The 24,853-nt window shown below is 62.5% G+C and carries 21 protein-coding genes; 16 read left to right on the forward strand and 5 right to left on the reverse strand.

Features of this window, described 5'->3' with window-relative positions; genetic code table 11:
- Positions 1-19 precede the first annotated feature (19 nt).
- Complete coding sequence (locus ACGYK4_RS11460) at positions 20-3,220, reverse strand: CHASE domain-containing protein (RefSeq protein ID WP_394456599.1); 3,201 nt, start codon at positions 3,218-3,220, stop codon at positions 20-22.
- A 279-nt stretch (positions 3,221-3,499) separates the two neighbouring features.
- Here ACGYK4_RS11460 and ACGYK4_RS11465 point away from each other — a divergent pair, with 279 nt between their 5' ends.
- Complete coding sequence (locus ACGYK4_RS11465) at positions 3,500-5,113, forward strand: GMC family oxidoreductase (RefSeq protein ID WP_394456601.1); 1,614 nt, start codon at positions 3,500-3,502, stop codon at positions 5,111-5,113.
- Between the two features lie 3 nt (positions 5,114-5,116).
- Positions 5,117-6,082, forward strand: coding sequence for an NAD(P)H-dependent flavin oxidoreductase (locus ACGYK4_RS11470; RefSeq protein ID WP_394456603.1), 966 nt, complete (start codon positions 5,117-5,119; stop codon positions 6,080-6,082).
- Positions 6,083-6,106: 24 nt separating this feature from the next.
- On the opposite strand, the gene ACGYK4_RS11475 is transcribed toward ACGYK4_RS11470, so the two are convergent.
- Positions 6,107-6,970, reverse strand: a complete 864-nt coding sequence (locus tag ACGYK4_RS11475) for an LOG family protein (RefSeq protein ID WP_271688521.1) — start codon at positions 6,968-6,970, stop codon at positions 6,107-6,109.
- Positions 6,971-7,143: 173 nt separating this feature from the next.
- Between ACGYK4_RS11475 and dapD the strand changes: the two genes are divergently transcribed.
- The 7 genes from dapD to ACGYK4_RS11510 all read left to right on the forward strand — a co-directional run bounded on the left by dapD (position 7,144) and on the right by ACGYK4_RS11510 (position 14,212).
- Positions 7,144-7,971 (forward strand): 2,3,4,5-tetrahydropyridine-2,6-dicarboxylate N-succinyltransferase, encoded by an 828-nt coding sequence (gene dapD / locus ACGYK4_RS11480; RefSeq protein ID WP_394456605.1) that lies wholly within the window; start codon positions 7,144-7,146, stop codon positions 7,969-7,971.
- 57 nt (positions 7,972-8,028) lie between these two features.
- A complete protein-coding gene (locus tag ACGYK4_RS11485; RefSeq protein WP_067261077.1) occupies positions 8,029-8,283 on the forward strand; it encodes a GlsB/YeaQ/YmgE family stress response membrane protein in 255 nt (84 codons plus the stop codon).
- Between the two features lie 74 nt (positions 8,284-8,357).
- Entirely contained in the window at positions 8,358-8,696 is a 339-nt protein-coding gene (locus tag ACGYK4_RS11490) for a hypothetical protein (protein ID WP_067261079.1), read from the forward strand.
- A gap of 101 nt (positions 8,697-8,797) precedes the next feature.
- Entirely contained in the window at positions 8,798-9,943 is a 1,146-nt protein-coding gene (dapE, locus tag ACGYK4_RS11495) for a succinyl-diaminopimelate desuccinylase (RefSeq protein ID WP_271692580.1), read from the forward strand.
- The gene (locus ACGYK4_RS11500; protein WP_394456607.1) at positions 9,940-10,509 is read left to right on the forward strand and encodes a TIGR04282 family arsenosugar biosynthesis glycosyltransferase; all 570 of its coding nucleotides are present in this window, start codon (positions 9,940-9,942) and stop codon (positions 10,507-10,509) included. Before dapE ends, ACGYK4_RS11500 begins: the two co-directional genes overlap by 4 nt.
- A 32-nt stretch (positions 10,510-10,541) precedes the next feature.
- Entirely contained in the window at positions 10,542-12,812 is a 2,271-nt protein-coding gene (rnr, locus tag ACGYK4_RS11505) for a ribonuclease R (protein ID WP_394456609.1), read from the forward strand.
- A 101-nt stretch (positions 12,813-12,913) separates the two neighbouring features.
- A complete protein-coding gene (locus tag ACGYK4_RS11510) occupies positions 12,914-14,212 on the forward strand; it encodes a lytic murein transglycosylase (RefSeq protein ID WP_394456611.1) in 1,299 nt (432 codons plus the stop codon).
- A 33-nt stretch (positions 14,213-14,245) separates the two neighbouring features.
- Here ACGYK4_RS11510 and ACGYK4_RS11515 read toward each other — a convergent pair whose 3' ends face one another.
- Both ACGYK4_RS11515 and ACGYK4_RS11520 read right to left on the reverse strand, forming a co-directional pair.
- Positions 14,246-15,640, reverse strand: coding sequence for an aspartate aminotransferase family protein (locus tag ACGYK4_RS11515; protein WP_394456613.1), 1,395 nt, complete (start codon positions 15,638-15,640; stop codon positions 14,246-14,248).
- A gap of 75 nt (positions 15,641-15,715) precedes the next feature.
- Positions 15,716-16,417, reverse strand: a complete 702-nt coding sequence (locus ACGYK4_RS11520) for a GntR family transcriptional regulator (protein ID WP_394456615.1) — start codon at positions 16,415-16,417, stop codon at positions 15,716-15,718.
- 145 nt (positions 16,418-16,562) lie between these two features.
- Here ACGYK4_RS11520 and ACGYK4_RS11525 point away from each other — a divergent pair, with 145 nt between their 5' ends.
- From ACGYK4_RS11525 to ACGYK4_RS11545, 5 genes are all read left to right on the forward strand, one after another.
- Complete coding sequence (locus ACGYK4_RS11525; RefSeq protein WP_322328768.1) at positions 16,563-17,648, forward strand: polyamine ABC transporter substrate-binding protein; 1,086 nt, start codon at positions 16,563-16,565, stop codon at positions 17,646-17,648.
- A gap of 89 nt (positions 17,649-17,737) precedes the next feature.
- Positions 17,738-18,865 (forward strand): ABC transporter ATP-binding protein, encoded by a 1,128-nt coding sequence (locus ACGYK4_RS11530; RefSeq protein WP_394429662.1) that lies wholly within the window; start codon positions 17,738-17,740, stop codon positions 18,863-18,865.
- Positions 18,866-18,867: 2 nt separating this feature from the next.
- Entirely contained in the window at positions 18,868-19,743 is an 876-nt protein-coding gene (locus ACGYK4_RS11535) for an ABC transporter permease subunit (RefSeq protein ID WP_168613629.1), read from the forward strand.
- The gene (locus tag ACGYK4_RS11540) at positions 19,740-20,561 is read left to right on the forward strand and encodes an ABC transporter permease (RefSeq protein ID WP_067265716.1); all 822 of its coding nucleotides are present in this window, start codon (positions 19,740-19,742) and stop codon (positions 20,559-20,561) included. The genes ACGYK4_RS11535 and ACGYK4_RS11540 overlap by 4 nt, the downstream gene beginning before the upstream one ends.
- On the forward strand, positions 20,558-21,886 hold the full coding sequence (locus tag ACGYK4_RS11545; protein WP_394456617.1) for an NAD(P)/FAD-dependent oxidoreductase: 1,329 nt from the start codon (positions 20,558-20,560) through the stop codon (positions 21,884-21,886). Before ACGYK4_RS11540 ends, ACGYK4_RS11545 begins: the two co-directional genes overlap by 4 nt.
- Positions 21,887-21,895: 9 nt before the next feature.
- Here ACGYK4_RS11545 and ACGYK4_RS11550 read toward each other — a convergent pair whose 3' ends face one another.
- A complete protein-coding gene (locus ACGYK4_RS11550; protein WP_394456826.1) occupies positions 21,896-22,795 on the reverse strand; it encodes a rhodanese-related sulfurtransferase in 900 nt (299 codons plus the stop codon).
- A gap of 98 nt (positions 22,796-22,893) precedes the next feature.
- Here ACGYK4_RS11550 and pncA point away from each other — a divergent pair, with 98 nt between their 5' ends.
- On the forward strand, positions 22,894-23,490 hold the full coding sequence (gene pncA / locus ACGYK4_RS11555) for a bifunctional nicotinamidase/pyrazinamidase (protein ID WP_394456619.1): 597 nt from the start codon (positions 22,894-22,896) through the stop codon (positions 23,488-23,490).
- 69 nt (positions 23,491-23,559) lie between these two features.
- Entirely contained in the window at positions 23,560-24,852 is a 1,293-nt protein-coding gene (pncB, locus tag ACGYK4_RS11560; RefSeq protein WP_067265706.1) for a nicotinate phosphoribosyltransferase, read from the forward strand.
- The last annotated feature ends 1 nt before the right edge of the window (position 24,853 follow it).

Consider the following 24,853-nt stretch of genomic DNA (forward strand, 5'->3'; position numbering starts at 1 on the left):
ACGGTTTATAATGCGCCGGTTAAGAGGCGCGGGCGGTTGTCCCCGTAATTGAGTTGACCACCGAGCTGATCCCGCTCCGTGATTTGACAAGGTTGATCCCCACGCGGGGGTCGGGTTCGCGGTTGTTGTCTGCGGAAAGGCTGATGATTTTGGCCGCGGGATGCAGGCGGGTGATATCTTCCAGCAAAGAACGTGCATCGCCGTCGGGCAGGGACCAATCAAGGATCACGACGTCGAGTTCATCCTGGCCGATCAACTTCCGCGCTTGGGCAAGGTTGGTGACATTGGTCACCTCCGCCACGCTGTCCAACCCGGTGCGGATCACCTCGGCGAAGTTGATGTCGTCTTCGATATGCAACACGCGCAGCTTAGTGTCCCGCTCCTCCGCTTCCGCGTCGGGTGTGGCGGGCGTTTGCGCGATCTGCGCCTCGGCGATGGGGCAGGTGAACCAAAAGACGGTGACGCCGTTGGGGATGCTTTCAAACCCGATGGTGCCGCCTTGGCGTTTGATGATCTGCCGCGTGATGTTTAGCCCCAGCCCGGTGCCGCCCTTGGCGCGGGTGTCGGAGCCATCAGCCTGCGAGAAGGCCTGAAAGATGCGCGGGCGGAAGTTTTCCGGCACGCCGGGGCCGGTGTTCTGGATAAAGACGATGGCCCGGTCCCCCAGCCGCTCGGCGCGGATTTGCACCTCGCTCTCGGCATCGGAGTATTTGCAGGCGTTCGAAATCAGATTGGCCAGCACCTGCCGGGTGCGGCTTTCATCCACCCGAACCGTCAGCGGCTTGTCGGGCAGTTGCAGGCCCAGGGTGTTGTTATGGGTGATCGCAAAGGGCGACATTTCGTTGACCGAGTCGGTGATCACCTTGTTCAGATCGACATCATGGAAGTCGAACTGCACTTCGCCCGATGAAATCTTCTCAAGGTCGAGAATGTCGTTCACGATATGCGACAGGCGGTCGGCATTGCTGCGGGCGATGTCGATCAGCCGGATATGCGCGGGGAGGAAGCGGCTGTTGTCCGTGGTGTCGATCAGCCCCAAAGCGCCTTTGATCGAGGTTAGCGGCGTGCGCAGCTCATGGCTGACGGTCGAGACGAACTCGCTCTTGATATGTTCCAGCTTCTTTTGGTCGGTAATGTCGTTGATCTGAACGATAAAGACATAGCCGCGGGCGTTCTTGTCATAGGTCCAAGAGACGTTGAACAGGCCCCAGCGTTCATAGCCCAGCTTGTGGGTAATGCGGTATTCGGCCTGATAGGTCTGCGAACTGCGGGAATCGACCAGCCCACGCACCTCACCGTAGAGCTTTTTCAGATCGCCCTCGGGCATCAGATCGCCCAGTTTGGTGTTCGACAAAAGCTCTTCTTCGCTATAGCCGCAAAGGGTGCAAAGCGCGCTGTTGACGCTGTTGAAAACCCCGCCTTCGCCCAAGATCGCCATGCCCACCGGGGCCGCGGCCAGCACTTGGCGAAACCGCCGCTCGCTGGTTTCAAGCGCGTTGCGGGCGTGGACGATGTCGGTCACATCGGTCTGGGTGCCGACCATCCGCAGGGCGGTGCCGTTCTCATCGCGTTCGGTCACCACCGCGTCAGAGCGCATCCAGCGCCACTCACCGGTGCCGATCTTCAGCCGGTATTCGGTAACGGAACGTTGTTGCTGCCCCGAGATGCAGGCCTGATCAGTCTGGGTCAGCAGAGGCAGGTCATCGGGGTGAACGCGTTTGAGGAATTCCCCCTGCGGGTCGGGCAGCCGCTCGAAATCCGCCATCCCCAGAATGCGCCGCCATGTGTCGGACACCTCGGATTTGCCGGTGCGCAGGTCGATGTCGAAAACCCCGATCTGCGCGCCTTCGAGGGCGAGGTCATAGAGCGCCTTGTTCCGCGCCAGCTCATCCTGCACCGCCAGTTCCGAGGTCAGGTCACGCACGATTGCAGTCACCCGCCGTTCGCCGGTGTGGGTGGTCCAATTGTTGCGTTGCAGATTAAGCTTGAGGTCTTGGCCAAAGCAGGTCTTGCCCGCCGCGTTGACCTGTTCGTGGTCGTGATCCTCAACCAGATCGGTGACGAGTTCGCCAAACTCCATCCCCTTGAGCGCCTCATGCCCATAGCCAAAGCAGACCAGCGCCGCTTGGTTGGCGAAGAGCACCCGGTCATTGCTGTCGAGCAAGAAGATGGGCGTCACCGCGTTTTCGATAACGGCGCGGTTTTCCTCTTCATGGGCGTCGATCTGGCGTTCGCGCAGCACGGCAAGCTCGCTCAGCGCGGCGCTGCGCTGGCGCAGGCTGCGGAAGGCCACGAAGAACAGGATCGCCAGAAGGATGCCAGAGACCAGCAGGATTTCCGGCACGGCACTATGGGTGGCGCGGTCAAAGCTGGCGGTGCTGACATGGACAACGGTCCAAGGGCGGCCAAAGCGTTCGATGGTTTGGGTGATGCTGTGGTGGCCGGTGGCGATGCCTTCGGGCGTGCTGTCGAAAATCCGGTTTTCGGGGGCCGTGGTCAGCCCATCGTAGACTTGGATGTCATAGGACTCTCCCTGAGCCGGGGTCAGCCCGGACAACAGGTTCGCCCCCACAAAAGGCGCATAGACCCAACCAATGAAACCGGCGGTTTCCTGCGCCGGGCTGTTGTCGGCGGCAAAGACCGGGCGCAGCAGCAGGAAGCCGGGCTGGCGGGTCTTGTCCTGCACCAGCAGGATGCGCGGCGTCAGCTTCGGCTCTCGCGTCTCACGGGCGCGCAGGGCGGCGCGGCGGCGGTCTTCGTTAAAGCTGATATCAAGGCCCACGGCCTCTGCATTCGGCCCTTGGGGGTAGATATACTGGATCACCATCTTCTCGGCATTGCCGGTGTCGGGGTGAATGCGGAAATCCTCGATCCCGAGGGCGGTGACCTTTTCGATGAACGCCTCTTCGGTGCCTCTGGCGACGGGGGCAACAAAACCGATGCCGTTGATGCCGGGCAGGAAGCTGTCGATCTCCAGCGTATCGACGTAATGCGCGAAATCGCTGGCCGTCACCTCGTCCGAGGCGTTCATGAAGGCGGCGATGCCATTGAGGCTTTGCAGATAGGTATGCATCCGCGCATCAAGGCTTTTCAGGCTTTCCTCGGCGATGCGATCAAAGGCCCGGTCGGCGGCGGCATCATTGCTGCGACTGCTGTAGAGGAACACCCCAAAGGTGATGGCAAGGCATCCGAGAAAGAGTATGAATTCGGGTCGCCGCACCAGTTCAAGCCTTTGTTTCTGGCCACCAAATGGCGGCAAAATCTTTCCCCGAAATGAACGTCGCGCATCGCGGGGGGGTATGTCCAATCCGGTCATATTCACCCACGGGTCGAAAAAATCAACAAACGGATTCGCCGCGCATGCAAAGCGCGGTGAATGTGGCTTTGCGGCAAAAGCCGCGGGAGGCCGGGCGATTTACGGCAGGGATTGTGACCCGTCACCGCGCGCTCTACCAATGACGGGCCGGGGAGGCGGGACAGAATATCGGGAGAGAGCAGCATGAACGACGAGACGCAGCTAGAGGGCCGCTATGACTATATCATTGTCGGTGCGGGCACCGCGGGCTGTGTCTTGGCCAACCGTCTCAGCGCCGATCCGGCCAATCGGGTTCTGCTGCTCGAAGCCGGGGGGGATGACAACTATCACTGGGTGAAGGTGCCGGTGGGGTATCTTTACTGTATCGGCAATCCGCGCACGGATTGGATGATGAAAACCGCGCCCGAGGCGGGGTTGAACGGGCGCTCTTTGGCCTATCCGCGGGGCAAGGTGCTGGGCGGCTGCTCGTCGGTGAACGGCATGATTTACATGCGCGGGCAGGCGGCGGACTATGACCATTGGCGGCAACTGGGCAATGCCGGGTGGAGCTGGGACGACGTGCTGCCCTATTTCCTGAAATCCGAGGATCACCATGCGGGCGGCAGCGAGATGCACCGCGCGGGGGGCGAGTGGAAGGTCAGCAAGCAGCGCCTGCGGTGGGACATTCTGGAGGCCGTGCAAGACGGCGCGCGGGAGTTCGGGATCGAGCCGCGGGCCGATTTCAACGATGGCGACAACGAAGGTTCGGGCTTTTTCGAGGTGAACCAGAAGGGCGGCGTGCGTTGGAACACGGCGCGCGGTTTCCTGCGCTCTGCGATGAAGCGCCCCAACCTGCGGGTGATCACCCATGCGCATACCGATGGGTTGGTCTTGGACGGCAAGCGCGTGACCGGCGTGCGTTTCACCCATAAGGGCCGCGCGATGCGCGCCGAGGCCGAGGGCGAAGTGTTGCTTTCGGCAGGGGCGATCAATTCGCCCAAGATCCTTGAGCTGTCGGGGATCGGGCAAGGTGACCTTTTAGGCGGCATGGGGATCAACACGCTGCACGATCTGCCCGGCGTTGGGGAGAACCTTCAGGATCATTTGCAAATCCGCACTGTCTACAAGGTACAGAACACCAAAACGCTCAACACGATGACCCATTCAATCTGGGGCAAGGGCCGGATGGGGCTGGAATACCTCCTGCGCCGCAGCGGTCCCTTGGCGATGGCGCCCAGCCAGTTTGGCATGTTCACCAAGTCCGACCCCGCGCTTGAGACACCGGATCTGGAGTATCACGTGCAGCCCCTGTCGACTGACAAGCTGGGGGATCCGCTGCACCCTTTCCCCGCGATCACCGTCTCGGTCTGTAACCTGCGGCCCGAAAGCATCGGCTCTTGCCATCTCACCAGCCGCGACAGCGCGGTGCAGCCCGATATCCGGCTGAACTATCTTTCTGCCGAGAATGACAAACGCGTGGCGGTCACGGCGATGAAACAGGCGCGTCACATCATGACGGCCAGGGCGCTGAACCCCTATGCGCCCGAGGAAATCCTGCCCGGCCCCGCCGTGCAGAGCGACGAAGACCTGCTCGACAAGGCGCGCGACATCGCCACGACGATTTTCCACCCCGTCGGCACCTGCAAGATGGGAAGCGATCCGATGGCGGTGGTCGATAGCGATCTGCGGGTGCATGGCTTAGGCGGTCTGCGCGTGGTGGACGCGTCGATCATGCCCAAGATCGTCTCGGGCAACACGGCTTCGCCGACGGTGATGATCGCCGAAAAGGCCGCTGATGCCATTCTGGCGGGGCGGTAGGCGATGCTGACCACGCGGCTGACCAAACGGCTGGGGATCGACCACCCGATTATCCAAGCGCCGATGGCCTTCGCCGCAGGCGGGCGGCTCGCGGCGGCGGTCTCAGGCGCGGGTGGTTTGGGAATGATCGGCGGGGCTTATGATGCCGGCGATTGGATCGCCGAGCAGATGGATGTGGCGGGTAACCAATCGGTCGGCTGCGGTTTCATCACTTGGAAGCTGCGCGAGCATCCGCAGGCGCTGGAACAAGCGCTCGACCGTGATCCGGCGGCGATCTTTCTTTCCTTCGGCGACCCGGCAGAGTTTCTCCCCGCGATCCGCGCGGCAAAGGTGCCGTTGATCTGTCAGGTGCAAACCCTGCGCGACGCCGCTCATGCGATTGATCTGGGGGCCGAGATCATCGTCGCCCAAGGGGCCGAGGCTGGCGGCCACGGCGAGAAACGCGCGACCTTTACCCTCGTCCCCGAAGTCGCGGATCACATCGCCCGCCATGCGCCCGAGGTGCTGCTTTGCGCCGCAGGCGGCGTCGCGGATGGGCGCGGGTTGGCGGCGGCGCTGATGTTGGGGGCCGATGGTGTGGTCGTCGGCTCGCGGTTCTGGGCCTCGGAAGAGGCGCTGGTGCATCCGGCGCTGTTGGACGCCGCGATTGAGGCGACCGGCGATGACACGTTGCGCAGCACCGTCACTGACATCATGCGCGGCTATGATTGGCCCAAACGCTACACGGGCCGTGTCTTGCGAAACGATTTTACCGACTGCTGGCATAAAGACCCCGACGGGCTGCGCGCTGCGCTTGCGCAGGAGTTGCCGCGGTGGCAGGCGGCGGTGGCAGCGGGGGATGCCCGCACCGCCAACGCCTTTGTCGGAGAGGTGGCAGGGCTGATCGGTGCGGTCAGCCCCGCCGCTGATATCCTGCGCGATATCGTCCAAGGGGCCGAAGCGGCCTTGGTCCAGACCTTCACCCGGTAACGGGGCGGGGGCGGCCAAGGCGGCTTAGCCGTGATCTTCGACCTCTTCGCGGCCCGGCACATGTTCGCGGGCGGGGGCGGTCTCCCAATTCTCGATCACCTCCATTGCTTCATCCGCGCTTTCGACAAAGCGGAACAGGTCGAGGTCTTCGGCAGAGATCGTGCCCGCATCGGCCAGCGCGTCCCAGTTGATGATCTTTTCCCAGAACTCACGGCCAAATAGCAAGAAGGGCACCCGGTTCATGCGGCCTGTTTGGATCAGCGTCAGCGCCTCAAAGAGTTCGTCCATCGTGCCGAAACCACCGGGGAAGACGCAGATCGCGCGGGCACGCATCAGGAAATGCATCTTACGGATCGCGAAGTAGTGGAAGTTGAAGCATAGCTCCGGCGTGACATATTCGTTGGGCGCCTGCTCGAACGGCAGCACAATGTTGAGCCCGATGGAATGGCCGCCCGCGTCCAGCGCGCCGCGGTTGCCCGCCTCCATCACACCCGGCCCGCCGCCGGTGACGATGACATTCTCGGTGCCGCCGCTTTCCATCGACTTTTCGGTCATCAGACGGGCAAAGGTGCGCGTCTCGTCATAAAAACGCGACAGATCGGCCAGCGTCTTGGTCCGGGCGGTGTGTTTCTCGGCCGGTTCGGGAATGCGTGCGCCCCCAAAGAGCACGATGGTGGATTGGATGCCGTGGGCGTCCAGCAGCAGTTCTGGCTTGAGAAGCTCCAGTTGCAGACGCACCGGGCGCAGCTCATCGCGGCACATGAAGTCATCGTCGGTAAAGGCCAGACGATAGGCAGGCGCGCGGGTTTGCGGCGTGTCGGGGGCGTCTTGGGCTTTGGCGCGGTCCACATTGGCGCGGCGCAGGGGGTGGCGGTGTTCGTCGGTCATCCTCGGGTCTTTCCTTGGTCTAGGGCTTGGCTCAGGTGGCGCGATGGCCGCTTAGGTCAAGATGCCCTGTTGTTCGGCGAATGACCACGCCCCTCATCGCCCGGCAATTGCACCCTAGGCAGTGCAAGGCTATAGCCCTCAAAAGGCCTTTTCATCATTCGGAGACTTGCCCCATGTCCAACGCCCAACTTGAAACCGCCATCGAAGCCGCTTGGGATACCCGCGATCAGATCACATCCGCCACCACTGGCGAAGTGCGCGACGCCATCGAAGAGACGCTGAACGCGCTCGACAGCGGCAAGCTGCGCGTGGCGGAAAAGCAGGACGACGGTCAGTGGCACGTCAACCAGTGGGCCAAGAAGGCCGTGCTGCTGGGCTTCCGCATCAAGGACATGGAACATCAAGAAGGCGGCCCGCAGGGCGCTGGCTGGTGGGACAAGGTCGACAGCAAGTTCAAAGGCTGGGGCGATGCCGAGTGGAAAGAAGCCGGTTTCCGCGCCGTGCCGAACTGCGTCGTGCGCCGCTCGGCCTATATCGCGCCCGGCGTGGTGCTGATGCCGTCTTTCGTGAACATCGGCGCCTATGTCGACACTGGCACCATGGTTGATACATGGGCGACCGTCGGCTCCTGCGCCCAGATCGGTAAGAACGTGCACCTTTCGGGCGGCGTCGGCATCGGCGGCGTGTTGGAACCGATGCAGGCCGGTCCGACCATCATCGAAGACAATTGCTTTATCGGCGCACGGTCAGAAGTCGTCGAAGGCTGCATCGTGCGCGAAGGCTCGGTGCTGGGCATGGGCGTCTTCATCGGACAGTCGACCAAGATCGTCGACCGCGAGACCGGCGAGATCATGTATGGCGAAGTGCCCGCAGGTTCGGTCGTCGTGGCGGGCACCATGCCGTCGAAGAACAACGTGAACCTCTACTGCGCTGTGATCGTGAAACGGGTGGACGCCAAGACCCGCTCCAAAACCTCGATCAACGAGCTGCTGCGCGACTGAACGGAACCAAATGCCCCGTCATGGCGTTGAGACCTGAATTTAAAGGAGATTGACGACATGACGGGTATCGGTTGGTTTGCCGCAATCATCGTGGGCGGCCTTGCGGGCTGGATCGCGGAAAAGATCATGAAATCGGACATGGGTCTGATCATGAACATCATCCTCGGCATTCTGGGTGCCTTGGTCGCGAACTGGCTCTTGATGCTGATCGTCGGCAGCACGCTGGGCGGTTGGTTCGGTCAGTTGGTGGTGGGCGTCATCGGTGCCTGCTTGCTGATCTGGGTCACGCGGATGGTCCGCGGCAAGACTTAAGGGCAGGGGCGCGGCCCCTTTCCAAATCCAAGTGAAACGGTTAGGGCTGCCGAAAGCAATCGGCGGCCCTTATCATGTCTGAACCCAAGAAAACCAAAAAACCTTCGCGCCAGCAGGTCTTTACCCTTTTGGTTCAGATCGGCCGCAAGGATGGTGACGGTCTGCCCGACAAGGCCACCGGTGCTGCGCTGATGTGTTTTGCCTCTGGTATCGACGAGGCCGAAGCCGTGCGCGAGACCGTGGCGATCCTCAAACAGGCCGATACCAACCCGCTTGACGTGACCGGCTACGGCACGCTGGAAGAGCGCGAGGCCGAAGGTCAGGAGATCGACGCCGAGGAACGCGCCCTGATGCAGCGCGCTTTGGAAGAAAACTCGGTCATCGTCGCGCAAATGACCCCCTTTTACGACTGACCCGCGCCCCACACGGGGAATTGCAATGCGCCCCCTTGGCATCGGCGCGATTTGCCCACACAAGTTACCGGACTAGCGATAACCCCTGAAAAGGAGCCGATATGTCCGGTCTCGACCCTGTTGATCTCACCGCGAAACTGGTGCGCTGCGCCTCTGTCACCCCCGCGAACGATGGCGCGCTGGAAGTGCTCGAAGAGGTGTTGGGCGCGGCGGGTTTCGACTGTACGCGCGTCGATCGGGGCGGCATCTGCAACCTCTTTGCCCGCTGGGGCAACAAGGGCAACACCAAGTCCTTCGGCTTTAACGGCCATACCGATGTCGTGCCCATCGGGGATGAGGCGGATTGGTCGATGCCCCCCTTCGGGGCCGAGATCAAGGACGGCATCATGTATGGCCGCGGCACTACGGATATGAAATCGGGCGTGGCGGCTTTCGTCGCAGCGGCGGTGGATTTCGTAAAGGACACGCCGCCCGACGGCTCCATCGTGCTGGCGATCACCGGGGATGAAGAGGGCGATGCCCTCGACGGGACCACGGCGCTCTTGGACTACATGACCGAGAACGGCGAGCGGATGGATGTCTGCCTTGTGGGGGAGCCGACTTGCCCCGAGACCATGGGCGATATGATCAAGATCGGGCGGCGCGGCTCGATGAACGCGCATTTCAAGGTGACGGGCAAACAGGGCCATGCGGCCTATCCGCACCGCGCGAACAACCCGCTGCCCGCGATGGTGCGGCTGATGGATCGTCTGGCCAGCCATGAGTTGGATCAGGGCAGCGATCACTTCGACCCTTCGACGCTGGCCGTGGTCACCGTGGATACCGGCAACAAGGCAACCAATGTGATCCCGGCACAATGCCGCGGCGCGGTCAACATCCGGTTCAACGACCACCATTCGGGGGCAAGCCTCAGCGACTGGCTGCGGGGCGAGGCGGATAAGATCGCCGAGGAATTCGGCCTGCAAGTGGATGTAGAGATCAAGATCTCCGGCGAGAGTTTCATCACCCCGCCGGGCGCCCTGTCCGATCTGGTCGCGGGCGCGGTTGAGGCTGAGACGGGCGTGCAGCCCGAGCTTTCCACCACCGGCGGCACTTCGGACGCGCGTTTCGTCAAGGCGCATTGCCCGGTGGTGGAGTTCGGTCTGGTGGGCCAGTCCATGCACCAAGTCGATGAGCATGTGCGGGTCGAACATATCGAACAGCTCAAATCCATCTACGCGCGCGTGCTGCGGAATTATTTCACGTGAAACCAACGCTTATCGTCATGGTGAAAGAGCCGCGTCCCGGTCGGGTGAAAACCCGTCTGGGCCGCGACATCGGCATGGTCGGCGCGGCTTTGTGGTTTCGCCATCAGACCCGCCGCCTGTTGCGTCGGATCGAAGATCCGCGTTGGCAGGTGGTGCTGGCCGTGGCCCCGGACGTGGAAGGGCTGCAAAGCCGCGTCTGGCCCGCGCATCTGCCGCGCTGGCCGCAAGGGCGCGGCAACCTCGGTGACCGTATGGCGCGGATGCTGCGCAGCGCGCCGGGGCCGGCCTGTGTGATCGGGGCGGATATTCCGGGCATCAACCGCAAGGAACTGGCGCGGGCATTCGATGCGCTTGGCAACCATGACGCGGTGTTTGGCCCGGCGCCCGATGGGGGCTATTGGCTCGTGGGGCTAAAACATCCCCGCCGCGCGCCGCCCAGCCTGTTTGACCCGGTGCGCTGGTCTGGCCCCCATGCGCTGTCCGACAGCCGCGCGACCCTGCCGGGCTACCGCATTGCCGAGGTCGCTACCCTGCGCGACGTGGACGAAATTCACGATTTGCCATGACGACAGGGGGGCTGCGTGCTACCTGCTGAGGTATGAGCAAGATACCCAGCAAATCCGAGATCCTCGACTGGATCGAACAGAACCCCACGCTGACCGCCAAGCGCGACATCGCCAAAGCCTTTGGCATCAAAGGCGCGGCGCGGATCGACCTGAAGCGCGTGCTGAAAGAGCTGGAGGCCGAGGGCCATCTGGAAAAGCGCAAGCGCAGCTATCAGGATCCCGACCGCCTGCCGCCGGTCTCGGTCTTGCTGGTCACGGGGCCGGACAGCGATGGCGATCTTTTTGCCAAGCCGATGGAGTGGCATGGCGAGGGCAAAGAACCCATCGTTCTGCTGATCCCGCGCGAGAGTGACCCGGCGCTTGGCGAAGGTGACCGCATTCTGGCGCGGCTGACGCTGGTAAAAGGCGAAGATCACCACTATGAGGCCCGGCTCATTCGCCGCATCGGCTCCAACCCGCGCAAGGTGTTGGGCATCTTCCGCAAAGCGGCCGAAGGCGGGCGGATCGTCCCGATCGACAAGGGCACGGACCGCGAATGGCGCGTCGGTGCCGACCATACACATGGCGCGAAAGACGGTGAACTGGTCGAGGCCGAGCAGGCCGGACCGAAGGCACGTATGGGATCGCCCCGCGCACGCATCGTCGAACGGCTGGGCGACCCGTCCGAGCCGCGCGCGGTCTCGCTCATCGCGATCCACCAGCACGGCATCCCCGACGACTTCCCCGACGATGTGATCGCACAGGCCGATGCCGCCAAGCCACAAGGCCTCAAGGGTCGCGAAGACCTGCGCGACCTGCCGTTGGTCACCATCGACCCCTCCGATGCGCGGGACCATGATGACGCCTGCTATGCCCATGCCGACGACGACCCCAAGAACGAGGGTGGCCATGTCGTTTGGGTCGCCATTGCCGATGTGGCCGCCTATGTGACGCCGGGCTCGGCGTTGGACCGCGAGGCGCGCAAGCGCGGCAACTCCACCTATTTCCCTGACCGCGTGGTGCCGATGCTGCCGGATCGGCTCTCGGGTGATCTGTGCTCATTGCACGAGGGCGTGCCGCGTGCCTGTATCGCCGTGCGCATGGTGCTGGATGCCAAGGGCAACAAGATCGGCCATACGTTCCACAGGGGCCTCATGCGCTCGCCCGCCTCGCTGCATTACGAGGAAGTGCAGGACGCCATCGACGGCAACCCGAACGACCGCACCGGCCCGCTGTTGGAGCCGGTGTTGAAGCCGCTCTACGCCGCCTACGGTGCGCTGAAGACCGCCCGCGCCGAGCGGCAGCCGCTGGAGTTGGACCTGCCCGAGCGCCGCATCGAATTGGGCGATGATGGCAAGGTAAAGTCGGTAAACTTCCGCGAAAGGCTCGACGCGCATAAGCTGATCGAAGAGTTCATGGTCTTGGCCAATGTCGCCGCCGCCGAGACGCTGATCAAAAAGAAAACCCCGCTGCTGTTCCGCATTCACGAGGAACCCTCGCCAGAGAAGCTCGAATCCCTGCGCGAAACCGCACAGGCGGCGGGTTTCACGCTGGCCAAGGGGCAGGTGCTGCAAACCGCGCATCTCAACCGCCTGCTGGATCAGGCAGCGGGGACCAATGATGCCGAGTTGATCAATCTCAGCACCCTACGCTCGATGACGCAGGCCTATTATGGCCCGGCGCATATCGGGCACTTCGGCCTTGCCCTGCGCTCCTACGCGCATTTCACCTCGCCCATCCGCCGCTATGCTGACCTCATCGTGCACCGCGCGCTGATCACGGCGCATGGCTGGGGCAAGGATGGGCTGACGCCCGAAGAGATTGAGGGGCTGGAGCAGACCGGCGCGCATATCTCCGACACCGAGCGGCGCTCGATGGTGGCCGAGCGTGACACGACCGACCGCTACCTTGCCGCCTTCCTGTCGGAGCGCGTGGGCAACGAGTTCACCGGACGGATCAGTGGCATCGCGCGTTTTGGTGCCTTCGTGAAGCTGGACGAGACGGGCGCGGATGGTCTGGTGCCGATGCGCTCGCTCGGGCGGGAGTATTTCCACCACGACGCCGAGGCGCAGACGCTGATGGGCTCGGACACCGGCATGACCATCGGCCTTGGCCAGCGTGTCACCGTGCGGCTGGCAGAGGCGGTCCCCGTGACCGGGGGCATCGCGCTGGAATTGCTTGAGATCGAAGACCAAAAGGTCAAGCAAGGCGGAGGTGGGGGCCGCCGCAGCCCGGCGGGCCGTAGCAAGCCGCGCGGCAAGGCCGTGAAAGCCAAGCGCAAGAAGGACAAGATCAAACGCAAAGTGACCCGCACCCGCCGCTGAGGCGGCAAACCGGCGGAGCTTCGCGGATGGCCGCCCCCCTCCCTTTCCACCGGGGCGGGGCGGGCATAGGATTTGCCGTAACTCTATGAGGTGAGGCGATTATGATCCGGCACTACGCGATGATTTCAGGCATTCTAGCGATTGCTGGCATGGGGGCTCCGGCCTTTGGGTCTGGCCCGACTGAATCGCTGCGTCCCGCGCCACGCGCGCCGCAGGCCGTGCTGGCCGCCGTGGCCCCAGCGGCGCAGGAACCCGTGGCAGAGGCCAGTGGCGACGATGCCGGGCTGCGCGCTTGGGTGAAAGAATTCCGCCCGCGCGCCCTGCAACAGGGCATCGACCCGGATGTCTTTGACCGTGCATTGGATACGGTCAGCTATGATCCGGAGGTGATCCGCCGCGACCGCAACCAATCGGAATTCACCAAAACGATTTGGGATTACCTCGACACCGCTACCTCGGACCTGCGGGTGCAGAATGGGCAGAAGGCGCTGGCCCAATGGCAACGCACGCTGGAAGAGATCGAAGCGGAATACGGTGTCGAGAAAGAGATCGTCACCGCGATCTGGGGGCTTGAGAGCGCCTATGGCAGCTTCCGGGGCGGGGATCGGGTGCTGGATTCACTGGCCACCCTTGCCTATGACGCGCGGCGGGCGGAATTTTTCGAAGGCGAATTGATTGACGCCCTGCGCATCCTTCAGGCGGGCGATACCGATGCCGATCAATTGCGCGGCTCTTGGGCCGGCGCGATGGGGCATACGCAGTTCATGCCCTCGTCCTTCCACGCCCATGCGGTCGATTGGGATGGCGACGGGCGGCGCGACATCTGGGGCGATGACCCCAGCGATGCGCTGGCCTCTACCGCCGCCTATCTCAAGCATTTCGGCTGGACCGAAGGGCAGCCTTGGGGGGTCGAAGTGGCTCTGCCCGAGGGGTTCGACTATCTGCTGGCCGACCGCGCGGTGACCAAGACCCCGGCGGAATGGGCCGACCTTGGCGTCACCGCGCTGGAGGGCGGGGCGGTGGCGGATCATGGGCCGGCCTCGATCTTGCTGCCCGCGGGCGCCGAGGGGGCCGCCTTTATGATCTTTCCCAATTTCGCGGTGATCGAGCGCTATAACACGGCGGATGCCTATGTCATCGGTGTGGGTCATCTGGCCGACCGTATCGGCGGCGCGGGCGAGATACAGCAGGACTGGCCCCGCGAAGACCGTGCGCTGAGCTTTGATGAGCGGATCGAATTGCAGACCCTGCTGACCGAAGCGGGTTTTGACACGCAAAAGATCGACGCCAAGATCGGGCCGCTGACCGTCAATGCCGTGCGCAGCTATCAAAAGGCCGAGGGGATCGCGCCCGATGGCTATGCCTCTCCCCGGCTGCTGGCTCGACTGCGCGCAGAGTGAGGGTGCGCCCCCAATTGGGGGCAACCCGATGTTTTAGGACGCGGCTTTGAGCATGTCCTTGTCTTTCAGATCGGCATAGGTCGCATGCAGTGCCTTGGTCGCCCGTTCGGCGAAGATCTTGATCTCTTCCGGGGTAATGATCAGCGGCGGAGAGATGATCATCCGGTCGCCGACATGGCGCATCACCAGATTGTTGGCAAAGCAATGTTCGCGGCAGATGTATCCGGCTGTGCCGCTATCAGTGAATTTAGCGCGGCTTTCCTTATGCGGCGTCAACGGGAGGGAGGCCATCAGGCCCGATACGTTCACCCCGCCCACCAGCGGATGCTCTCCCAGCTTGTCCAACGCCTCTTTCAGCGCGGGGGCGGCGACGTTTTGCACATGGGCGACGATGTTCTCTTCCTGCATGATCCGCAGGTTTTCCAGCGCCACGGCAGCGCAGACCGGGTGGCCGGAGTAGGTGTAGCCGTGGTTGAACTCACAGGCGTTGATGACCTCGGCCACCTCGTCGCAAACGATCGACCCGCCGATGGGCGCGTAGCCCGAGCTCAGCCCCTTGGCGATGGTCATGATATGCGGCTTGATGCCCATGGTCTGCGAGCCAAACCAATTGCCCGTCCGACCAAAGCCGCAGATCACCTCGTCAGCGATCAGCAGAATGTCGTGTTTGTCGCAGATGCGCTGAATCTCGGGCCAATAGGTGCTGGGCGGCACGACGACCCCGCCCGCGCCCTGAACCGGTTCGGCGATAAAGGCCGCGACCTTGTCCGCGCCCAGCTCGACAATCTTCGCTTCCAGCTCCTGCGCGCGTTTCAGACCGAAGTCTTCGGGCGACATATCCCCACCTTCGGCATACCAATCGGGCTGGCCGATGTGATGGATGCCGGGGATCGGCAGGCCGCCTTGCTCATGCATATAGGTCATGCCGCCAAGACTGGCGGAGCCGACCGAAGAGCCGTGATAGGCGTTCTTGCGGCTGATGATATGGCTTTTCTCAGGCTTGCCCTTTTGCGCCCAATAGGTACGCACCATGCGCAGATTGGTGTCATTCGCCTCTGACCCGGACCCGGCAAAGAAGACATGGTTCAGATCACCGGGGGCGAGGTCGGCCAGTTCCTTGGCCAGCGCGATGGCGGGCACATGGGTCGTTTGGAAGAAGGTGTTGTAATAGGGCAGTTCGTTCATCTGCCGCGCGGCGACATTACCCATCTCTTCGCGGCCATAGCCAAGGTTCACGCACCACAACCCGGCCATCGCATCGAGAATCTCATTCCCCTCGCTGTCGGTCAGGTAGATGCCCTTGGCCCTTGTGATGATGCGCGCGCCCTTGTCGCCCAATTCATCATTGGTGGTGAAAGGATGCATGTGATGCGCCGCATCCAGCGCCTGAAGGTCCGCGGTGGGGAGGTGATTCGTGATGGGCGGCATGGGGATGCACCTTCTATTTGCATGAAAAATAAGCTTAGCCGCAGAATATGATCAAATTATTGCATGTCAATCGAATCAACGCGGAACGGGCAGACCATCGAGGGCTGCGCGGATTTGGGTCATTCCTTGGGCAACATCGCCCGCCATGACCTCTCCCGCCAAAGCGGCGTTGCCCTCGGCAAAGGCTGCCAAAAGCTCGGCATGTTTATCGGGCAGATTGCTGGTGCCATAGCGCCCGCAAACCACCCGAAGCGAGGGGCCGAAACGCAGCCAAAGACGGTCCACCGTCGCGGCCATGATCGGGGCTTCGGCAAGGTCGTAAATCATCCGGTGAAAGCTGTAGTTCTGCATCAAATAGCCGCCGACATCGCCCCGGTCGATGGCATGGTTCAGCGCGTTGTCACAGGCTTTCAAAGCGTTCAAACGCTCATCAGTCATGCGGTTTGCGGCGCGTTTGGTCAGTTCCGGCTCTAGCGTTTCCCGCATGAATCCCAGTTCTTCCAGCCCCGCATGGTTCAGTTCCGGCACGGTGACCCGGCGGTTGCCCAAATGGGTCAGCGCCCCTTCCGAGATCAGGCGGCGGATGGCCTCGCGCACCGGCGTCATGCCCGCATCCAAAGCGGCGGTCAGACCTTGGATCGTGACCCCCTGTCCGGGGGCCAGATCGCCGAAGAGAATCATCTTTCGCAGGCGTTCGTAAACATGCTGATGGATCGGTGTCTTGGCCGCCGCATCGGCGGCGGGAAGCAATCTCGGATCGGTTTTTTCTGAACCCATGGGAGCGGTCTTTCCGTCTTGTTTCGCCGTGTCTTGCAGCATTTCATTCTGCATGAAAGCATAAACCATCTTGCCCGAAGAGGCAAAACTTGATCAAATTGACGAAAGGTGGGGATCAACCCGACCTGTCTAACGGGAGTATGAAATGAAACATGTGCTACTAAGCAGCGTCGCCGTCGCCACCTTGATGGCAGGTGCCGCCACTGCCGAAACGGTCCGGGTCTACAACTGGTCCGACTATATCGACGAATCCCTGCTGGATAAATTCGAAGAAGAGACCGGCATCGAATTGGTCTATGACGTGTTCGACAGCAACGAGGTGCTGGAGACCAAAATGCTCGCCGGTGGGTCCGGCTATGACGTGGTCGTCCCCTCGGGCACCTTCCTGCAGCGCCAGATCACAGCCGGTGCATTCCAGCCGCTGGACACCTCAAAGCTGCCCAACCTTGAGAACATGTGGGACGTGGTTTCCTCGCGGACCGAACAATATGATCCCGATAACGCCCATTCCATCAACTACATGTGGGGCACCACCGGCATCGGCGTGAACGTCGGCAAGGTGAAAGAGATCCTGGGCGACGATGCCCCAATCGACTCCTGGGACTTGGTTTTCGATCCGGCCAATATGGAAAAACTGGCCGACTGCGGCGTGCATTTCCTTGATGCCCCGGCAGAGATGATCCCCGCCGCGCTGAACTATATCGGCGAAGACCCCAACAGCCATGACCCCGATGTGATCGCCAAGGCCGAAGAGGTCTTCATGCCGGTCCGCCCCTACATCCAGAAGTTCCACTCTTCGGAATATATCAATGCCTTGGCCAACGGTGACGTCTGCGTCGCGGTGGGCTGGTCGGGCGATATCTTGCAGGCCCGTGACCGCGCGGATGAAGCCGACAACGGTGTCGAAATCGCCTATAACGCCCCCTCCGAAGGCGCGCAGATGTGGTTTGACCAGATGGCCATCCCGGTTGACGCGCCGAACCCCGAGGGCGCGCATAAGTTCCTGAATTTCATCATGGATGCCGAGAATATGGCTGCCGCGTCGAACTATGTGTACTACGCCAACGGCAACAAAGCCTCGCAAGAGCATCTGGTCGAGGATGTGATCGGCGACCCGGCGATCTACCCCTCTGAGGCGGCGCTGAACAACCTGTTCACCACCACACCTTACCCGCCGAAAGTACAGCGCGTGGTGACCCGGCTCTGGACCAAGATCAAGTCCGGTACTTGATCTGAGACAGGGGGTGCGGCCAGTCTGGTCGCGCCCCTTTTTCTTGCCCCGCGACCCCGAGCAAAGCCCGATCAAAGGATGTCTCAACCGTGAGCCCAACCGTCTTCGCCCCCTGGAACGACCCCGACGAAAAGCCGCTCATTCGCTTTAAGAATGTGACCAAGAAATTCGGCGAATTCGTCGCCATCGACGATCTGTCTTTGGATATCTACGCGCAGGAATTCTTTGCCCTGCTTGGGCCTTCGGGCTGTGGCAAGACGACGATGATGCGGATGCTGGCCGGGTTCGAAAGCCCCACCACCGGGCGCATCGAATTGGCAGGGCAGGACATCGCCCCGGTGCCCCCGAACAAACGCGCGGTGAACATGATGTTCCAATCCTACGCGCTGTTTCCGCATCTCAGCATCTGGGACAACATCGCCTTCGGCCTGCGCCGCGACAAGATGGAGAAGGACGCCATAGCCGCCCGCGTGGCCGAGATGCTGAAGCTCACCCGGCTAGAGAAATTCGCCCGCCGCAAACCGCATCAGATCTCCGGCGGCCAACGGCAGCGTGTGGCGCTGGCGCGCTCGCTAGCCAAAGCGCCGAAGCTTCTGCTGCTCGATGAACCCTTGGGCGCGCTTGATAAGAAGCTGCGGCAAGACACCCAGTTCGAGCTGATGGACATTCAAGAATCCACCGGCACCACCTTTGTCATCGTGACCCACGACCAAGAAGAGGCGATGACCGTCGCCTCCCGCGTGGCGGTGATGGACGAGGGGCGCGTGATTCAAGTGGCCACCCCGGCTGAAATCTACGAGGCGCCGAATTCCGTCTATGTGGCCGACTTCATCGGTGATGTGAACATCATCGAAGCCAGCACCAAGGCCATTGGCCAAGATCAATATCACCTGAACTGGATCGAAGGGCAGCCGCCGCTGACCGCGACTTCCGTCGCGTCGTTCAGTGAGGGGCAGCAAGCCCATCTTGCGATCCGGCCCGAGAAAATCCGCATTTCGACCGAGCGGCCCGAGGATGCGCCCAATGCGCTTCAGGGCAAAGTGCTCGACATCGCGTATTTGGGGAACCTCTCCACCTATCACGTCGAACTGCCCGGTGGGCAGGTGATCAAGGCGCAGACGGCCAACACTCGCCGCATCGCGCGCCGTGACATCACATGGGAAGACCCGGTCTGGATTTCATGGAGCGCCACCGCGGGCGTTTTGTTGGCGCAATGAACATGCGTCGTTTCGCCCTGATCGCGGTCCCGTACCTCTGGCTGTTGGCGCTGTTTCTGGTGCCTTTCCTGATCGTTTTCAAAATCTCCCTCTCCGATACGGCGTTGGCGATCCCGCCCTATACGCCGACGATCAAGGACGGCATCGGCGCCCTGATCGCCCAGTTGGATTTCGAGAATTTTACCTTCCTCGCCTCCGACGATCTTTATTGGAAAGCCTACCTTAGCTCCCTGCGCATCGCCGTTGTATCGACCGCGCTGACGCTCTTGGTCGGCTATCCCATCGCCTACGGCATGGCCCGCGCCCCCGAAGAGTGGCGCGCCACCTTGATGATGTTGGTGATCCTGCCGTTCTGGACCTCCTTCCTGATCCGCGTCTATGCGTGGATGGGCATCCTCAGCAACGAAGGGCTGCTGAACCAACTATTGATGGGGTTGGGTCTAACGGCAGAGCCTTTACAGATCCTTAATACCAATACGGCAGTCTATATCGGTATCGTCTATACCTACCTGCCGTTCATGATCCTGCCGATCTATGCCGCGCTGGACCGTTTGGATGAATCCCTGAACGAGGCGGCGGAGGATCTCGGCTGCTCGCGTTTGCAAGCCTTCTGGCTGGTGACGATCCCCTTGTCGCGCAACGGCATCGTGGCGGGCAGCTTCCTTGTCTTCATCCCGGCTTTGGGTGAATTCGTGATCCCCTCGCTCTTGGGCGGGTCGGGCACGCTGATGATCGGCAAGGTGCTGTGGGAGGAGTTCTTCAACAACCGCGACTGGCCGGTGGCGAGCGCGGTGGCGGTGATCCTGCTGTTGATCCTGATCATTCCGATCATCCTCTTCCAGCGCAACCAGCAGAAACAGGCGGAGGCCGAACAATGAAGCGGATGACATGGTTCAACGTGACCTCGCTGACGCTGGGGTTCGCCTTTCTCTACCTGCCGATGATCATTCTGGTGATCTACAGTTTCAACGCCTCGAAACTGGTGACGGTCTGGGCCGGATTCTCGACCCGCTGGTATGGCGAGCTGTTGCAGAACGAGGCCTTCCTGAATGCTGCGTGGGTCACGCTGAAGGTCGCGGTGATCTCGTCGTCCATTGCCACGGTGCTGGGCACCATGGCGGCCTATGTGCTGGTGCGCGGCGGGCGGTTCATGGGGCGGACGTTATTCTCCGGCATGATCTACGCGCCCTTGGTCATGCCCGAGGTGATCACCGGCCTGTCGCTCCTCTTGCTTTTCATCGGCATCGGGCTGGACCGGGGCGTGCTGACCATCGTGCTGGCGCATACGACCTTTTCAATGTGCTATGTCTCGGTCGTCGTCTCCTCGCGGCTGGTGTCCTTCGACCGTTCGTTGGAGGAGGCCGCGCTTGACCTCGGGTCCTCGCCATGGGAGGCCTTCCGCCTCGTGACCCTGCCGATCATCGCGCCTGCGGTGATCTCGGGCTGGCTTCTGGCCTTCACGCTCAGCCTTGATGATCTGGTCATCGCCTCCTTCACCGCCGGCCCGTCGGCCACCACGCTGCCGATCAAGATCTTCAGCGCCGTGCGTTTGGGCGTCTCGCCCGAGATCAACGCGCTCTCGACGATCATGATCGCCATCGTGACCGTGGGGGTCATCACTGCATCGCTGGTCAGCAAACGCTCAAGCCTGCGCGCGCAGGAGGAGGCCCGCGCGGCGGAACGGCCCGCCGCATGAAACGCATCTACGCGGATTTCGCCTATTCCGAAGCGCCGCGTGCGGGCTGCTGGTGGGACCAGACTCATGGCGCGCCGGAGCGTCCGGCGCTGCAAGGCGCGGCGCAGGCCGATGTTGTGATCATCGGCGGCGGTTTTACCGGCCTCAATGCCGCGCTGCATCTGGCGCAGGCCGGGGTCGGGGCCACGGTGCTGGAGGCCGAGCGGGTGGGCTTTGGCGCTTCGGGCCGCAACGGGGGCTTTTGCTGCTTGGGTGGCGGGATGCTGGATGACGCGGCGCTCGACCGGAAATTCGGGCGGGCCGAGCGGCTTGGCTGGCGGCAGGCCGAGGTGGCGGCGATCCGACAGGTGGAGGATTTCATCGCCGCCCGCGACATCAATGTCGACCGGCATTCCCAAGGGGAGACCCAACTGGCCCACCGCCCGCGTGATTTCGAAGAGATGCGCGGTAGGTTAGATTACTACGCGGAGAATTACGGCGTCACGGCCCGGTTGACCGAAAAGGCCGATCTGGCCGCTGAGGGGCTGAACGCAGGCTTCGAGGGCGCGATCACCGTGCCGATTGGCTTTGGCCTCAACCCCCGCAAATATGTGACCGCCCTCGCGCAGGCCGCGGAAGAGGCGGGGGCCGCGATCTATCACAACAGCCCGGCCACCGGGGTGACAGGGCACGAGGGCGCGTTCGAGGTCACGACCCCGCAGGGCCGCATCCGGGCCGAGCGGGTAATCATCGCCACCAACGGCTATTCCTCCGAAGACCTGCCGCCGTGGCTGGCCGCGCGCTACATGCCGACGCAATCCAGCGTGATCGTGACCCGCCCGATGACCGACGCAGAGCTTGCCGCCCAGGGATGGACCAGTCAACAGGCCTGCTATGACAGCCGTCATCTGCTGCATTACTTCCGGCTGATGCCTGACAATCGCATGTTGTTTGGCGTGCGCGGCGGGCTGATGTCCAACCCCAATTCCGAGCGGCGCGCGCTGGCCCGGGCCCGGGCGGATTTCGAGGCGATGTTCCCCGCGTGGCGCCATGTCGAAACGCCGCATGGCTGGTCGGGCATGGTCTGTATTGCGCGTAATCGCATGCCCTTCGTGGGGCAGGTGCCGGATCAGCCGGGGGTCTTCGCAGGGCTGTGCTACCACGGCAATGGGGTGGCGATGGCCAGCTATTCCGGTGCGCTCTTGGCTGATCTGGTGCGGGGCAAAACGCCCGAGCGGCCCTATCCTGCCCCCATGCGCGCCCCGCTCGCACGGTTCGAACTGGGCCGTTTTCGCCGGGCGGTCATGCCCTTTGCCTATGCGGGCTTCGCGCTGTCGGATCGCTGAGGGGGGCGGTCAGCCCTCTTCCCGCGCCGCGCGTTCCTTGGCCAGCGTCATCTGGCGCTGGCGTTCGCGGAACCGTTCCTTATCTTTTTCCGAGGTCTCATCCACACATTGATGACAGGACACTCCGGCCTCATAGGCGGGGTGCTGCGTGTCCTCAGGCAGGATCGGGCGGCGGCAGCCATGGCAAAGCATATGCGGCCCTTCACGCAGCCCATGGCCGACGCTGACGCGGTTGTCGAAGACGAAACAGTCGCCTTCCCATGTGCTTTCCTGTTCGGGCACCTCTTCGAGGTATTTCAGGATGCCGCCTTTGAGGTGGAAGACATCCTCGACGCCCTGACCGATCAGATAGTTGGTCGATTTCTCGCACCGGATGCCGCCGGTGCAGAACATCGCGATCTTCTTGTTGTGGAAGCGGTCTTTGTTCGCTTCCCACCACGCGGGAAATTCACCAAAGCTCTCGGTCTCGGGGTCGACCGCGCCTTCGAAGGTGCCAATCGCCACTTCGTAGCTGTTGCGCGTGTCGATGACCGCCACATCGGGGGAGCGGATCAATTCGTTCCAGTCCTTCGGGTCGACGTAATGGCCCACCTTGGCGCGGGGATCGACATCGGGCTGGCCCATCGTCACGATCTCGCGCTTGATGCGCACCTTCATCTTGCCGAAGGGCGGCTTGTCGCTGGTGGCCTCTTTCCACTCCAGATCCGCGCAGCCGGGCAGGGCGCGCAGATGGGCGATCACCGCGTCGATCCCGGCGCGCGGCCCGGCGATGGTGCCGTTCACCCCTTCGGGCGCCAGCAGCAGCGTGCCCATGACCGATTGCGCCTCGCAAAGCGCCAAAAGCGCGGGTTTGAGCGCGGCGGGATCGTCGAAGCGGGTGAAGTGATATAGCGCGGCGATGGTATACATGAGCGTCAAATAAGCGCTTCGGCGGCAAAGCTCAATCCGGCGCGTGCCATTGACCTACCCCATCCGCAGCCCTACCCCTTTCGGTAAGGAGAATGCCCATGACCCATGCCCTGATCGTGATCGACGTTCAAAATGATTTCTGCCCCGGCGGCGCGCTGGAAGTGCCACAGGGCGATGAGATTCTGCGCGGCATCAACGCGCTGATGCCCGAGTTTGACGCCGTGGTCCTGACGCAGGACTGGCATCCGGCGGCGCATTCGTCTTTTGCCTCATCGCATAAGAAGAACGGGCCTTACGAGGTCATCACCATGCCCTACGGCCCGCAGGTGCTTTGGCCCGATCACTGCATCCAAGGCAGCATCGGCGCGCAGTTCCACCCCGAGCTGCAAACCGACCGCGCCGATCTGATCATCCGCAAGGGCTACAACCCCGACATCGATAGCTATTCGGCGTTTTTCGAGAATGACCACCGCACGCCCACGGGGCTCGAAGGCTACCTGCGCACGCGTGGGATCGAACGGCTGACCATGGTGGGGCTGGCGCTGGATTTCTGCGTGAACTTCTCGGCGGTGGACGCGGCAAAACTTGGGTTCAAGGTCGATGTGCGCGAAGATCTCTGCCGCGCGATTGATCTGGACGGATCGCTTGCCAAAGCCCGCGAAGGCATGCGCGCGGCGGGGGTGACGCTGGCCTGATCCGCCGCTTTCCCCTTGCCCATCTGTCCGCCCCCTTGGCATGAAGGGGCATGCAATAAGGAACCTCCCATGGTCGACATCGCCACCCGCGTCTATAACCACAAGTGGAAGATCGACCCCATCGTGCGGTCGCTGATAGACACGGATTTCTACAAGCTCTTGATGTGCCAGTCGGTGTTTCGCAACAAGCCGGACACGCAGGTCACCTTTAGCCTGATCAACCGCTCCACCCATATCCCGCTGGCCAAGCTGATCGACGAGGGGGAGTTGCGCGAGCAACTCGATCACATCCGCTCGCTCAGCCTCAGCCGGGGGGAGAGCACATGGCTGCGCGGCAATACCTTCTACGGCAAACGCCAGATGTTCCGCCCCGATTTCATGGAGTGGTTCGAGGGCATGCGCCTGCCGCCCTATCATCTGGAGCGGAAGGGCGATCAATATGAGCTGACCTTCGAGGGCAAGTGGCATGAGGTCATGCTTTGGGAAATTCCCGCGCTGGCGGTGTTGATGGAGCTGCGCAGCCGCGCCGCGCTCGACCCGATGGGCAAATTCGAGCTTCAGGTGCTTTACGCCCGCGCCATGACCCGCGTTTGGGAAAAGATCGAAGCGCTGCGCGAGGTCGACAATCTTTCGATCGCGGATTTTGGCACCCGGCGGCGGCATTCCTACCTCTGGCAGGATTGGTGCGTGCAGGCGATGCATGAGGGGCTGGGCGATGCCTTTACCGGCACCTCCAACTGTCGCATCGCCATGATGCGCGAGCTTGAGGCGATTGGCACCAATGCCCATGAATTGCCCATGGTCTATGCCGCTTTGGCCGAGGATGACGCCGCCCTTGCCCGCGCGCCCTATGACGTGCTGTCGGATTGGCATGATGAGCATGAGGGCAATCTGCGGATCATCCTGCCCGATACCTACGGCACCAAGGGGTTTCTCGATCACGCGCCGGATTGGCTGGCGGGCTGGACCGGCATCCGCGTCGACAGCGGCGATCCGGCCACGGCGGCGCAGACGGCCATTGACTGGTGGCGCGCCCGCGGCGAGGACCCGACGACCAAGCGGGTGATCTTCAGCGATGGGCTGGATGTGGACAAGATCAAGGAGCTGCACGCGCAGTTTGCGGGCAAGGCCAAGGTCTCTTTCGGTTGGGGGACGTTGCTGACCAATGACTTCCGCGGACTGGTGCCGAATGATGCGCTGGCGCCCTTTAGTTTGGTCTGCAAAGCAGTCAGCGCCAATGGGCGGCCTACGGTCAAACTCTCGGACAACCCGAACAAGGCGATGGGGCCGGCGGATGAAATCGCGCGTTACAAGCGTGTTTTCGGGGTCGGAGAGCAGGCCGCGCAGCAGGTGATCGTCTGAC

The sequence above is a fragment of the Sulfitobacter sp. 1A13368 genome, assembly GCF_043557275.1.
Lineage (GTDB): Bacteria > Pseudomonadota > Alphaproteobacteria > Rhodobacterales > Rhodobacteraceae > Sulfitobacter > Sulfitobacter faviae.

Excerpts from the sequence above, each read along its gene's own strand:
- ACGYK4_RS11465 (WP_394456601.1), top strand. The coding sequence starts at position 3,500 with ATGAACGACGAGACGCAGCTAGAGGGCCGCTATGACTATATCATTGTC.
- ACGYK4_RS11470 (WP_394456603.1), top strand. The coding sequence starts at position 5,117 with ATGCTGACCACGCGGCTGACCAAACGGCTGGGGATCGACCACCCGATT.
- ACGYK4_RS11475 (WP_271688521.1), bottom strand. The coding sequence starts at position 6,970 with ATGACCGACGAACACCGCCACCCCCTGCGCCGCGCCAATGTGGACCGC.
- dapD (WP_394456605.1), top strand. The coding sequence starts at position 7,144 with ATGTCCAACGCCCAACTTGAAACCGCCATCGAAGCCGCTTGGGATACC.
- ACGYK4_RS11485 (WP_067261077.1), top strand. The coding sequence starts at position 8,029 with ATGACGGGTATCGGTTGGTTTGCCGCAATCATCGTGGGCGGCCTTGCG.
- ACGYK4_RS11490 (WP_067261079.1), top strand. The coding sequence starts at position 8,358 with ATGTCTGAACCCAAGAAAACCAAAAAACCTTCGCGCCAGCAGGTCTTT.
- dapE (WP_271692580.1), top strand. The coding sequence starts at position 8,798 with ATGTCCGGTCTCGACCCTGTTGATCTCACCGCGAAACTGGTGCGCTGC.
- rnr (WP_394456609.1), top strand. The coding sequence starts at position 10,542 with ATGAGCAAGATACCCAGCAAATCCGAGATCCTCGACTGGATCGAACAG.
- ACGYK4_RS11510 (WP_394456611.1), top strand. The coding sequence starts at position 12,914 with ATGATCCGGCACTACGCGATGATTTCAGGCATTCTAGCGATTGCTGGC.
- ACGYK4_RS11515 (WP_394456613.1), bottom strand. The coding sequence starts at position 15,640 with ATGCCGCCCATCACGAATCACCTCCCCACCGCGGACCTTCAGGCGCTG.
- ACGYK4_RS11520 (WP_394456615.1), bottom strand. The coding sequence starts at position 16,417 with ATGGGTTCAGAAAAAACCGATCCGAGATTGCTTCCCGCCGCCGATGCG.
- ACGYK4_RS11525 (WP_322328768.1), top strand. The coding sequence starts at position 16,563 with ATGAAACATGTGCTACTAAGCAGCGTCGCCGTCGCCACCTTGATGGCA.
- ACGYK4_RS11535 (WP_168613629.1), top strand. The coding sequence starts at position 18,868 with ATGCGTCGTTTCGCCCTGATCGCGGTCCCGTACCTCTGGCTGTTGGCG.
- ACGYK4_RS11540 (WP_067265716.1), top strand. The coding sequence starts at position 19,740 with ATGAAGCGGATGACATGGTTCAACGTGACCTCGCTGACGCTGGGGTTC.
- ACGYK4_RS11545 (WP_394456617.1), top strand. The coding sequence starts at position 20,558 with ATGAAACGCATCTACGCGGATTTCGCCTATTCCGAAGCGCCGCGTGCG.
- ACGYK4_RS11550 (WP_394456826.1), bottom strand. The coding sequence starts at position 22,795 with ATGTATACCATCGCCGCGCTATATCACTTCACCCGCTTCGACGATCCC.
- pncA (WP_394456619.1), top strand. The coding sequence starts at position 22,894 with ATGACCCATGCCCTGATCGTGATCGACGTTCAAAATGATTTCTGCCCC.
- pncB (WP_067265706.1), top strand. The coding sequence starts at position 23,560 with ATGGTCGACATCGCCACCCGCGTCTATAACCACAAGTGGAAGATCGAC.